This window comes from Fulvivirga aurantia, from assembly GCF_009711475.1.
In the GTDB taxonomy this organism is placed as follows: domain Bacteria; phylum Bacteroidota; class Bacteroidia; order Cytophagales; family Cyclobacteriaceae; genus Fulvivirga; species Fulvivirga aurantia.
The window spans coordinates 1-12,281 of sequence record NZ_SMMD01000868.1; the positions used below are offsets into that span (position 1 = coordinate 1).

The following is a 12,281-nucleotide window of genomic DNA, read 5'->3' on the forward strand; positions in this document are numbered from 1 at the left end:
AATCTAATGAGTCTTCATTTTTCAATGAAATAATCGGGGAGGTTAGAATAAATAAAGCTGCTAAAAGTTCGATAAACGCTCAGTTACGATGGTCTGAGATCGACTTTACAGGAAATGAAAACTCGCCTATTGGCTACGACTTGCTAAATGCGCTAAGACCGGGGCGTAATATCACGTGGTCATTAAACTGGCAGCAAAGAATCTTATCCGGTTTGCAATTGAATCTTAGCTATGATGGTAGAAAATCAGAAGATGCTGATACCATACATGTGGGTAGGGTACAGGTGAGTGCATTGTTTTAGACTCAATCCATTTTCTTAAGCTTGCGCATTACTTTATTGGCAAAAACGAAATCATCAAACTCCTTCACACCAGAATCCATAATCTCATCTTTATTACCTTCCCACAGTTTATGGCCTTTGTATAGAAACATAATGTTTTCACCTATACCCAAAACACTGTTCATATCGTGCGTTACAACCACTGTGGTAATATTGTACTCTTCGGTAATTTCAAGAATGAGCTCATCGATAAGGATAGAGGTTTGTGGATCAAGCCCGGAGTTAGGCTCATCACAAAACAAATAGCTCGACTCATTTACAATGGCTCGAGCGATACCAACACGCTTTTGCATACCTCCACTTATTTCTGAAGGCATTTTATCGTTTTGATTTTCGAGACCTACACGCTGTAGGCAGAAGTTAACACGATCCAGTTTTTCATCTTCAGGCATCTTTGTGAGCACATTCAGCGGAAACATTACATTTTGTTCCACCGTCTTAGAATCAAACAAAGCACCACCCTGAAAAAGCATTCCAATTTGTCGTCTTATTTCTGTTTTAAGGTCTCTGTCTGCGTGGGTAAATTCTTTATCACCATAGTAAACCAATCCCTCATCAGGCTTCACAAGACCTACAATACACTTTAGTAGTACACTTTTTCCGGTTCCACTACTGCCGATGATTAAATTTGGCTTTCCCTTCTCGAAAGTGCCGCTGATGCCTTTAAGCACTTCTTTATCTCCGAAAGTCTTTTTTATATTTTCTATTTTAATCATAACAGCAATTGAGCTAAAAGATAATCAGCTAGCAGGATAGCGATAACGCTTTGCGTAACTGCTGCTGTACTCGATTGACCAACTTCCACTGCACCTCCGGTGGTATAGTATCCTTTATAAGATGAAATAGAAGCTACCAGAAAAGCAAAAACAAATGATTTGATAAGGGCAAAAGTGACGGTGTATTCATTAAAGTCGAACCGCATGCCGTAAACATATTCTGTTGCAGTGATCACTTCAGTGAGTACTCCTGCTAAATACCCCCCAGCCATTGCTAATAAGCCTGCTAATATCACTAGCATTGGGTACATCAAAACTGTTCCTAATATTTTAGGCAATACCAAATATGACGCTGAGTTGATACCCATCACTTCAAGGGCATCGATCTGCTCTGAGATACGCATTGTGCCTAACCCACTAGCCATACTTGAGCCAACTTTACCAGCAAAAATAACTCCTATGATTGTTGGCGCGAGCTCCAGAATCGTCATATCACGCACAACCAAAGAAATTACATAATCAGGTATAAGAGGGTTTATTAAATTATAGGCTGTCTGAATAGTGGTAACAGCACCCATAAAAAAGGAAACGAGCGATACTAAAAATATAGAGCCTATACCTATAGAGACACATTCATCGATTGTGAGTTTGAAGTACGTTTTAAAAGTTTCCCGATTGACAAAAAGTGAACCAAGAAATATGAAATACTTGCCGAGGCTTTCCATTAATTAGCTTTAGATTTTGCTCGTATAGGTGTTTTATCTACCTTAACACCTTGCTGAAAGTTAGCAATATTATTATAAAAGGATTGAGATAAAAATTGTTTTAGTAAGTAAATTGAATAAGATGCACCAACTGTCAGTTAGCAGATGGTTCCGTGTGATCTTTCATTTTGATTTACCTGTATCTAACTCTTTAAAACACAATTAATTATGAGAAAGCTTGCGGTAATTACCGGGGGTACCAAAGGCATTGGTCGCGCATTGGTTTTTCTATTTGCCAGAAATGATTTTGATGTAGTGGTTTGTGCCAGAAATAGTGATGACCTGGCCGCTCTCAAAGATGAGGTTGAAGATGCGCTGGATGTTGATATTTATACGAAAGCCACAGATGTATCAAAAAAAGAAGAGATTGATGCTTTGATTCAGTTTATAAAAGCAAAAGGTCGAAAAGTTGATGTATTGATTAACAATGCGGGTGTATTTATTCCCGGACAGGTGCATAGCGAAGAAGAGGGAATGCTTGAAAAAATGATTGATACCAATTTATATAGTGCCTACAGACTTACACGCGGCCTTATTGATGGAATGGTAAAGAGTAAAAGCGGTCATATTTTCAACATGTGTTCTACGGCCTCATTTATGCCTTATGTAAATGGTGGTTCTTATTGCATTTCTAAATATGCTTTGTTGGGCATGTCAAAAGTACTGAGAGAAGAAATGAAGGAGCACAATGTGAGAGTTACTTCAGTGATGCCCGGAGCTACTTATACTGCCAGTTGGGAAGGAGCTGACATTCCGGAAGAACGCTTTATGAAAGCCGAGGACGTGGCTGAAGCAATATGGCAGGCTTATGTTTTATCTAAACGCACTGTACTAGAAGAGCTCGTGCTTAGACCTCAGTTGGGAGATTTATAATTAGTTAGATGAAAATATATGAGCCGTAAGAAGAGACTACTACCTCTTGCGGCTTTTACTTACCCCTATTACCTAATAACATTCACCTCAGGGTTAAGAGAAATACCAAACTTCTCAGCCACGCTTTTCTGTATCTCCTGAGCCAGATCCCAGATATCTTCACCTTTGCCACCTCCGTGGTTAACCAAAACAAGAGCTTGTTTGTCATGCACACCGATGTCTCCAATTTTCTTTCCTTTCCAACCACATTGCTCAATCAACCAACCGGCAGGTACCTTAATTTTATCTTCAGGTAGCTCATACCCTGGGATATCGCTAAACTCAGCTTTAAGACCTTCATAATCTATCTTATCGATCGTAGGGTTTTTAAAGAAGCTACCTGAGTTGCCAATCTTTTTCGGGTCTGGAAGTTTTGACTGGCGGATTTTGATTACGGCATCGCTGATGTCTTTAATGGTAGGCTTATCGATGCCCATTTCCTTAAGTGTATCTGCAATGGCCCCATAGCTTGTATTGAGCTTATGTTCATTGTTAGAAAGTCTCAAAACCACCTCAGCTATGATGTACTCACCTTTTACTACATTTTTGAAGATGCTCTCTCTATAACCAAACTGACAATCTGTGTTGTTGAATTTTTCAACTTTGCCTGTTTTGCGATTTACTGCCAATAGGTAATCAAAAACCTCTTTGATCTCAACACCATATGCCCCGATATTTTGCATGGGCGCAGCTCCCATAGTGCCTGGTATAAGTGATAGATTTTCAACACCACCCCAATTATTTTTAATGGCTTCAAGTACAAACTCGTGCCAATTTTCGCCTGCACCGACTTTTACAACTACCTCTTCGTTATTTTCATGCTGCAGTTCGATACCCTTAATGTCAATCTTAATGACCAATCCGTCAAAATCTTTGGTAAGTAATATATTACTTCCACCACCAAGCAGCAAAACCTCATTGTCTTGAGCTTCTGAAGTTTTAAGAATTGCTTGTAGATCTTCGATACTTTGAGCTTCGGTAAAGTATCTGGCTTTTGCCTCAAGGCCGAAAGTATTATATGGCTTAAGTGAAATGTTCTTTTCTATCTGCATTGATGCGAAATAACGATAAAATGCCAAAAATACAGCATTAAAGGCTTAAAAATGGCCGATATTCTTACGACCCGTTGCTATTCATGATTTTATTTTGATGATTGATTGACTCCTGATGTACAGCCTTAAAATACTTCTCAATAAACTCACGGCTTAGGCCAAGCTTTTCTCCTTTACTACACACCTGATTTAGGATTTCTTCCCATCTTTTGGTTTGAAGAATGGTAAGGTTGTTGGCTTTTTTATAGAGTCCAATGTCTTCGGCCACTGTCATGCGTTGTGCAAATAAAGAGAGTATTTCATCATCAAATTTATCGATTTGGCTTCTTAAAGATTCCAGTTCTCCCGGTATAGCATCTTTAACACTTACATCTTCTCTTAGCACAAATTTGTCGATCATTTCAGCAAGCTTTTGAGGAGTGACTTGCTGCTTTGCATCGCTCCAAGCCTTGTCAGGGTTAATGTGGGACTCGATCATCAGGCCATCATAATTGAGGTCTAGTGCTTCCTGAGCTACTTCGTAGAGCAACTCTCTATTGCCGGCAATATGGCTAGGGTCACAGATTATGGGTATGCCAGGAATTTGTCTCCTTAACTCAATAGGGAGCTGCCATTGAGGCGTGTTTCGATATTTTTTCTCACCGTATTTGGCAAACCCTCGGTGTATCGCACCTACCTGACTTATACCGGCCTGGTGAATTCTCTCAATAGCTCCAATCCAAAGCTGTAAATCAGCATTGATCGGATTTTTGATAAGAACTGGGATGTCAACACCCTTTAGCGCATCGGCTATCTCCTGTACAGAAAATGGGTTAACAGTGGTGCGAGCGCCTATCCATAAAATGTCGACACCATGCTTTAAAGCCTCAAGCACGTGTTGTGCATTTGCCACTTCTACAGTTATCGGCAACCCGGTTACGGCCTTAGCTTTTCTAAGCCATTTAAGTCCCTCAGCACCAACCCCTTCGAAGTTGTTGGGTCTCGTGCGTGGCTTCCAAATACCTGCTCTTAAAATATCTACTTTATTGGTTGCTGCGAGTTGTTTACAGGTTTCTATTACCTGTTCCTCTGTTTCAGCACTGCATGGGCCACTGATAATTACCGGTCTGTCCAGGTTAGGAAGCCAAGTGTTGAGGGGTGAAATATCTGTTAATTTACTCATGGTCTTAATTGTTTAAAGTGGCTGCCTGATTTTTCAATTCTATCCCATCCAATATTCTTTTGATTTGATTCGACTCTTCAATAGCCCGATAAGTCTCACCGGTATTTCCGCTCTCAATCATCTGCTTAAGGTCATTGAGTTTGTCTATAAATGAATCGATGGCACTGGTTAGGTTTTCTTTATTTTCGTTAAAAATGGGTGTCCACATTGCGGGAGAACTTTTCGCCAATCTTACAGTAGAAGCGAAACCACTACCAGCCATATTGAAAATGCTTTTTTCGTCTTTTTCAATATCTAAAACAGTAAGTCCTAATGTAAAAGAGGTGATGTGAGAAAGATGAGAAACATAAGCAATGTGACGGTCATGCTCTTCTGCTTCCATATGTATATTCTTCATTTTCAATGCTTCGAATACTTCTGTAGCGGTTTTAAGCGCTGATTTACTGCTCTTGTCTACATCAGTCATGATGTTGATTTTACCATCGAAAAGGTAGTAGTGCGCAGCTTCAGGGCCACTATATTCAGTTCCGGCAATCGGATGGCAGGCCACAAATTGAGACCGCTTTTCGTGAGCATCTGCTACTTTACATATATTGGCCTTTATCGACCCGACATCCAGTACGATCGCGTTTTCTTTAATATGATCTAATACCTCTTTCAAAAGCGATGGCGCCTGATCTACTGGAACTGCTATGATAACGAGATCGGCCTTCTGCGCTGATTCTTTAAGATCTAGTACCTCATCAATAATACCTAGTTCTAAGGCCTTGGCTATATGCTCGGTGTTGCTATCAACACCAATTATCTGTTGGGCTATGTTTCTTTTTTTAAGGTCCAGCGCCATAGAGCCCCCTATTAGTCCTGTACCTATTACTGTGATAATCATATTTTTATGTTTAAATTTTAATTCTATTAAGTGCTTCTTCTAATCTTGTCTTTGGTGTGCAAAGGGAGATACGTACATACCTTTGTCCGTTACTACCGAAAATAAATCCGGGAGTTATGAATATTTGGTATTTGATGAGTAGTTCATCTACCCACTGGGCTACATCATTGACAGAGTCTGGTGCTTTGGCCCATACGAACATGCCGACCTGATCATTTTTGTACTCGCATTTCAGTTGATCAAGTACTTGCCAGACAATCTCCCTACGTTGGCTGTAGGTATCGTTTACTTTCTTAAACCACATTTGGCCTTGTTTTAACGCGACAATTGCAGCCTCCTGAATAGGTAAAAACATACCGGAATCCACATTACTTTTAAAACGAAGAATATTGTTGATGTGCTCTTCATGAGCGGCAATCACCCCCATACGCCAGCCAGCCATATTATGTGATTTGCTCAATGAGTTTAGTTCGAGTATATACGGGCTTAGACCACTTGATAATAGGCTCTGAGGATTTTTATTCAGAATAAAACTGTAAGGATTGTCGTTACAGATCAGAATATTGTGTTTCTCGCCAAAGGCAGCCAATGACCTGAAAAGCTCGTCACTGGCTTGTGTTCCGGTTGGCATGTTGGGGTAGTTGACCCACATCAGCTTCACTTTAGATAAGTCGTGTTGCTCGATCTCTTCTAAGTTGGGCATCCAATTATTGTCGGCCGTTAGGTTATAATTTACTACAGCCGCTCCCGCAAGCTGAGTGGCAGCAGCATAGGCAGGATACCCTGGATTAGGAACCAACGCTACATCACCAGCCTGCAAGTAAGTCATGGAGATGTGAACAATGCCTTCTTTACTGCCAATAAGAGGGAGTATCTCAGTTTCGGCATTTAATTTTACATGGTAACTCCGTTTGTACCATTCTGCGTAAGCTTCACGCAAGCCAGGTATACCTTTATAACTTTGGTAGCCATGATTGCCCGGCTCAGATGCGCTGGTGGCAAGTCGATGAATTACCTTTTTAGGCGGAGGTAGATCGGGGCTACCTATACCAAGGTTTATGATATCTTTTCCTGTAGCCTTGAGTTGAGCTATCTCTCGGAGCTTTTGAGAAAAATAGTATTCCTGTATTGCATTAAGTCTGTCTGCGGGCTTAATCATTTTCTTCCATTTTTATAAATTCCTAATACTCTTAATCCCGTGCATAGTGTAGCTAGTGCTGTTTTTAAAGATTCAAATTGTTCCATACTGTCAAACTCAAGGTCTAGATGAAAACTATATTCCCACTCAGTGACTACATGAGGTATCGATTGTATTTTCGAAATATTGATATGATGCCCGGTAATCACCTGCATCACATTTGACAAGCTGCCAGGGCGATGTGGGAGGGTAAATCGCACTGAAGCCTTGTTAGCGTCATGCAATTGAATAGGTGTAGTCGATAAAATGAGAAAGCGTGTGTAATTGTTGCTTACCGTTTCTATGTTGCGTTCGATGATCTCAAGTTCGTAAAGGTTGGCAGCAGTACTACTGGCTATAGCAGCGATAGAGTGATCTCTTATTTCAGCTATATTTTTTGCGCTTAATGCTGTGTCTGCAGTTTCTATCAACCTCATGCGTGGGTGTTGTTTGAGAAAATCAGCGCACTGTAGCAAGGCCATGGGGTGAGAGTGTACTTCTCTGATATGGCTAAGCTTTGTACCTGGCAGAGCCATCAGGTGCTGCTCTATTTTGATGTATACCTCACCAACAATGTGCAACTCAGATTGCTCCAAAAGCGCATAATTTGGTAAAATACTACCTGCGATAGAGTTTTCTATCGCCATTACTCCTTCATTTGCATTGCCGTTTTGAGTGTTAACGATCAACTGATTAAAAGTAGACATGGGAACAATCTCAATATGCTCAGGGTAATGCTTTTGTGCAGCTTCCTGATGAAAACTACCTTCATAACCTTGAATGGCTATTTTTAACTTTTTACCTGTTATCACTTCCATAATTATTGAGCAAAAAAAAAGAGTCCCCTTTCGGAGGACTCTTGTGGTTAAATTCGTTTAAAGAATATCACATAGTCCTCCTGCTTCTTTTGTAATAAAAGAAGTAATAAAAGTTGTAGAAGAATGGACTTACGGTATTCATCATTAAAAGCAAAAGCATAAAAAAAGCCTCCTGATTTTCAGGAGGCTTAGTAAATATTTTAGATACAGATAGCCTCCTTTAATTACTTAAAGTAAAAAAAGTAAAAACTATAATTGGCTGTATTAGATTTCTGCGTTTTCATTAATGTCTAAAGATTGATTAAAAATTTTTATTTGACAAAAGGTTTTTGATAAAATTTACGGGTGTGTAATTTGAGGACCCAAACTAAACCAACCTTATGAAGCATCTAATTCTAGTTCTTTTGCTTGTAATCAGTGTTACTGGTCAGGCTCAATTATATAAAGTAGAAAGTCCATTTGCCCACACTTACTCTATTGTGGCCCGTGATGAGGTCACAGGAGAAATGGCTGTAGCCGTACAGAGCCACTGGTTTAATGTAGGAGGGGTTGTAAGCTGGGGTGAGGCAGGAGTAGGTGTAGTGGCAACGCAATCTTTCGTGAATAAATCTTTTGGTATAAGAGGGCTCGCACTTATAAAAGAGGGCAAGACAGCTCAGGAGGCTTTGGATATATTATTAGCTACAGATGAAGGCCGCGCTGTAAGACAGGTGTCAATCTTAGATGCTGAAGGAAATGTAGCCACACACACGGGGGAGAGTTGTATTAAATATGCGGGACATATAAAAGGAGACAACTATTCTGTACAGGCAAATATGATGCTTACCGATGAAGTATGGCCTGCCATGGCCAATGCCTATGAGCTAAACTACGGTTTACCGCTACCGGAACGCATGCTGGCCGTGCTAGAAGCAGCAGAAAAGGCAGGTGGAGATATCAGAGGAAAACAATCAGCTGCATTATTGGTTGTGCAAGGAGAGAAACTAGAAAATATCTGGGATGACCCGATGATTGATTTAAGTGTTGAGGATGCTGAAAACCCGCTGGAGGAGTTAAAAAGGTTGCTTAAAGTGTATAGGGCTTATGAGCACATGAATAATGGCGATCTTGCTGTAGAACATGGAGACATGCAAAAGGCTATGGCTGCCTATGGTTCGGCTCAAAAAATGTTTCCAAATAATCTGGAAATGCAGTATTGGACAGCCATAACTCTAGCCAACCAGGGGGAGCTGGAAAAAGCAAAACCTATTTTAAAAAGAGTTTTTGCAAGAGATGAAAACTGGCGCGAACTTACCAGACGACTGCCCGAAGCAGGTTTGCTAGAGTTGAGCGAAGAAGAGATCGATCAGTTACTCGCACTTTGATGACATTGAACATTAAGGCTATTTTTTTGGTGATTTGTCGGTTTTCTACCGATTCGGACTTACTTTATTTTTCTAAATGATTGGAATTGCAAAGGGCTCAAATGTAGTTATACAACTAATAGATGCGAGCGGTACTATTTTATCTCTGGAAGGTGCCAGGTATCTTACTATGAGGCTGCGTAACAAAGCAGCTACTGGTCAGTCGGTATACGAAACCTACAAACGCTACACAGGTGTAATAGATGATATAGATAAGGCGATGGCCGGTCAGATAATTGATCGGGAGGTGGAGCTTGATGGCACCATCTATGACATGAAATACAGGCCAATCCCTTTAAATGAAGAGGATAAAGGCGTTTTAATGTTATGGCAGGATCTGACGGAAAGAAGAGAGGCCGAAAACAAAATATTGCGAAGTGAGAAAAGGTTTAGAACGCTTTTCGATTTTGCAGATGATGCCATTTTCTTAATGGATCACAAAACCTTTGTAGATGTAAACAAATCAACCGAAAGGATTTACGGTTGTAATAGAAATCAAATTCTGGGAGAAACTCCAGATCGATTTAGCCCACCTTTTCAGCCCGATGGCAAACCGTCTGAGTTAGCAGCATTGGAAAAAATAGAAGCTGCCCTGGCAGGTGAAAAACAATTCTTTGAGTGGAAGCACATCAGGTATGATGGTACTCCGTTCGATGCCGAAGTATCTCTCAATAGGTTAGAAATAGGAGATCGTACGTATATACAGGCGATTGTAAGAGATATAACACGGAGAAAGGAAGCTGAACTCGCGCTACAGGAAAAAAACAAAGAGCTTGAAATGATTAATGAAGAGCTCGATAAGTTTGTATACAGTGCCTCTCATGATTTACGAGCTCCGATTGCCTCATTGTTAGGCCTTGTACATATCATACAGCTAGAGGAGGATCGGGAAAAAGTTTTAGAACTGGTAGAGCGCCAGCGGGTCAGTCTATTGCGTATGGATAGGTTTATACAAGATATTGTTGACTACTCAAGAAACAGAAGACTCGTAGCAGAACCTGATAAAATTGATTTTGAGAAAGAGTTTGCCGAGACATTTGAAGCACTCAACTTTATGGATAACGTTGAGAAAATCAAGACAGAGGTTAAGGTCTCTGGAGATGAATTCTATGCTGATATACGCAGAATTAAGATCATACTCAACAACCTATTTTCCAATGCCATAAAATACTCTGACCTTGAAAAGGAGCAAAGTTTTGTGAAGTTTGAGGTAAAAATAGATGGCGGTGTTGCCCGCATGAAAGTAACTGACAACGGTGAAGGCGTAGATGCGGATTCAAAAGATAAACTATTTAATATGTTTTTTAGAGCCTCAGAGAAGGGAAGCGGATCTGGTTTGGGTCTCTACATAGTAAAAGAAGCCATCGATAAGATGGGCGGTGCTGTAGAAGTGGATAGCGAACTAAATGTGGGGACAGAATTTCGCATTACTATACCAGATGCCCGCACGATCATGGATTAGCGTGTTTTAAGCTTTTCTTACTTTCAGAATCGATGTGATTACCTGCGTTTTTTCTTTCAAAGTCAAGTAACCATTGCTTACGCGCCAAACCACCTGCGTACCCGGTAAGTTGCCCATTACTACCAATCACTCGATGGCAGGGTATAACAATTGCCACCCGATTGTGACCATTAGCCGATGCTACCGCTCTTACAGCCTCAGGTCTTTGGAGCTTGATCGCCTGCTCTTTGTAAGAGGCTGTTTGACCATAAGGGATTTTCTGCAGTATTTTCCATACTTCGTTTTGAAAATCTGTACCGGGCGTAAGAAGCTGTAGATCAAAAGTTTGTCTTTTGCCTTCGAAGTATTCCGACATTTGAGCTTGTAATTGCTCAAGATGTGGATTTGTGCCAGGTAAAATCACTGCATTCAGCCTTTTCCTTAAGTCTTTAAATTCTGTTTCTAACATCCGCCTGTCGGTAAACTCACACAGACAAATGCCGTCATCAGTAGCACAGGCATACATGGGACCTAATGGGGTTGTAAATCTTGTGATTACAATGACACCGGTACCAGTTGACTGAGTAGGGGAGCTGCCGAAAATGGACTGATAGCTCTCACCAAAACCACTTAGAGATTCAAAGCCGCTGTCATAAGCTGTAGCAGTTACTTTCTCACCGTTAGAGATTTGCCTGTAGGCATTATTGAGGCGCAACATGCGCTGAAACGCATGAAATGTGATATTATGATGCTTTTTAAACCATCTTCTGATGGTAGCTGGGTCAATCCCTCGAACTCTTAAATCCTGATCTTTTAAACGCAAATAAGGCTTTTGAGTTAGCTCTTTGATGATTTGCTCGTAAGCTTTAGGTGTTGCTTCAAGAGGCTCAAGAGGTTTACATACTTTACAAGGCCTGAAGCCATGTTGCATAGCCTCCTGCACTGATTCAAAAAACCTCACGTTCTCAGGTTTGGGTTTCCGGGCCGTACAAATTGGTCTACAGAAAATGTTGGTGGTTTTTACCCCAGTGATAAATACACCTTCATAGGATACATCCTTATTGACGATGGCATTGTATTTTTCTTCGAACGTAAGCATAGCGTTTGGCAATAGTTAAAGTTAATACAAAACTAGTATGCCATTAAAACTGGTGCTACCGAAAAATGAACAGGCAATTTTTTATTTAGTTAATTACAAGGTCACAATGACTTTGTACAATTCTCCTCTGTCAGCTATCCTGTCAAGATTAAGGTCATTATGAATAACTAAGTACAATTTCTCTACACCAGAGTCTTCAAAAGAGACAGGTGTGCCATCGATGTATATTTCGTCAATATTAAATTGTAGCTTAAGAAAATCATCCTCGCGGTCTATTAAGCTTACACGGGTGTAGTTTTCATTTTCATAGAATAGATAATGATTGGCTTTATCTCTGATATATAATGCTTTATATCCATCTGCCTCGGTAGCCATTCCTGTACCGAAAGCAAAGTATTTGATGTCATCAAGTGCTTTGCCCTCAGCTGCGAGGGACATGTCGTTTTCATTAGATAAGGATGCCAATTTCAACGAATAAGTCGCTCCTCTTTTATAGGCTTTATTAAAATA

13 protein-coding genes are annotated in these 12,281 nt (G+C 40.4%); 4 read left to right on the forward strand and 9 right to left on the reverse strand.

All coding sequences use genetic code 11. From position 1 onward, the window contains the following. A partial coding sequence (locus tag E1176_RS20735; protein WP_185152806.1) for a hypothetical protein occupies positions 1 to 302 on the forward strand: 302 nt, incomplete at its 5' end. A 2-nt stretch (positions 303 to 304) separates the two neighbouring features. Here the strand turns inward: E1176_RS20735 and E1176_RS13705 are convergent. Further along, positions 305 to 1,057: an ABC transporter ATP-binding protein gene (locus E1176_RS13705; protein WP_155211200.1), complete on the reverse strand. Its 753-nt coding sequence runs from the start codon at positions 1,055 to 1,057 to the stop codon at positions 305 to 307. Continuing rightward, entirely contained in the window at positions 1,054 to 1,782 is a 729-nt protein-coding gene (locus tag E1176_RS13710; protein WP_155211201.1) for an MlaE family ABC transporter permease, read from the reverse strand. Before E1176_RS13710 ends, E1176_RS13705 begins: the two co-directional genes overlap by 4 nt. 207 nt (positions 1,783 to 1,989) lie before the next feature. Here E1176_RS13710 and E1176_RS13715 point away from each other — a divergent pair, with 207 nt between their 5' ends. Beyond that, entirely contained in the window at positions 1,990 to 2,694 is a 705-nt protein-coding gene (locus tag E1176_RS13715; protein WP_155211202.1) for an SDR family oxidoreductase, read from the forward strand. Between the two features lie 68 nt (positions 2,695 to 2,762). On the opposite strand, the gene murB is transcribed toward E1176_RS13715, so the two are convergent. From murB to E1176_RS13740, 5 genes are all read right to left on the reverse strand, one after another. After that, a complete protein-coding gene (gene murB, locus E1176_RS13720) occupies positions 2,763 to 3,785 on the reverse strand; it encodes a UDP-N-acetylmuramate dehydrogenase (protein WP_155211210.1) in 1,023 nt (340 codons plus the stop codon). 64 nt (positions 3,786 to 3,849) lie between these two features. Further along, a complete protein-coding gene (locus E1176_RS13725) occupies positions 3,850 to 4,947 on the reverse strand; it encodes a chorismate mutase (RefSeq protein WP_155211203.1) in 1,098 nt (365 codons plus the stop codon). A 4-nt stretch (positions 4,948 to 4,951) separates the two neighbouring features. Then, positions 4,952 to 5,833, reverse strand: coding sequence for a prephenate dehydrogenase (locus E1176_RS13730; RefSeq protein WP_155211204.1), 882 nt, complete (start codon positions 5,831 to 5,833; stop codon positions 4,952 to 4,954). Positions 5,834 to 5,843: 10 nt separating this feature from the next. Then, the gene (locus tag E1176_RS13735; RefSeq protein WP_155211205.1) at positions 5,844 to 6,992 is read right to left on the reverse strand and encodes a pyridoxal phosphate-dependent aminotransferase; all 1,149 of its coding nucleotides are present in this window, start codon (positions 6,990 to 6,992) and stop codon (positions 5,844 to 5,846) included. Next, positions 6,989 to 7,828: a prephenate dehydratase gene (locus E1176_RS13740; protein WP_155211206.1), complete on the reverse strand. Its 840-nt coding sequence runs from the start codon at positions 7,826 to 7,828 to the stop codon at positions 6,989 to 6,991. The genes E1176_RS13735 and E1176_RS13740 overlap by 4 nt, the downstream gene beginning before the upstream one ends. A 380-nt stretch (positions 7,829 to 8,208) precedes the next feature. On the opposite strand from E1176_RS13740, the gene E1176_RS13745 reads away from it, so the two are divergent. Together E1176_RS13745 and E1176_RS13750 are read left to right on the forward strand one after the other, a co-directional pair. Then, positions 8,209 to 9,192 carry a DUF1028 domain-containing protein gene (locus E1176_RS13745; protein ID WP_155211207.1) on the forward strand — a complete coding sequence of 328 codons (984 nt, stop codon included), beginning with the start codon at positions 8,209 to 8,211 and terminating at the stop codon, positions 9,190 to 9,192. A gap of 76 nt (positions 9,193 to 9,268) precedes the next feature. Next, on the forward strand, positions 9,269 to 10,693 hold the full coding sequence (locus E1176_RS13750; RefSeq protein WP_155211208.1) for a sensor histidine kinase: 1,425 nt from the start codon (positions 9,269 to 9,271) through the stop codon (positions 10,691 to 10,693). Here the strand turns inward: E1176_RS13750 and E1176_RS13755 are convergent. After that, positions 10,683 to 11,771, reverse strand: a complete 1,089-nt coding sequence (locus tag E1176_RS13755) for a bifunctional transcriptional activator/DNA repair enzyme AdaA (RefSeq protein ID WP_155211209.1) — start codon at positions 11,769 to 11,771, stop codon at positions 10,683 to 10,685. The genes E1176_RS13750 and E1176_RS13755 overlap by 11 nt on opposite strands. A 93-nt stretch (positions 11,772 to 11,864) precedes the next feature. Next, a partial coding sequence (locus E1176_RS20740) for a hypothetical protein (RefSeq protein WP_185152807.1) occupies positions 11,865 to 12,281 on the reverse strand: 417 nt, incomplete at its 5' end.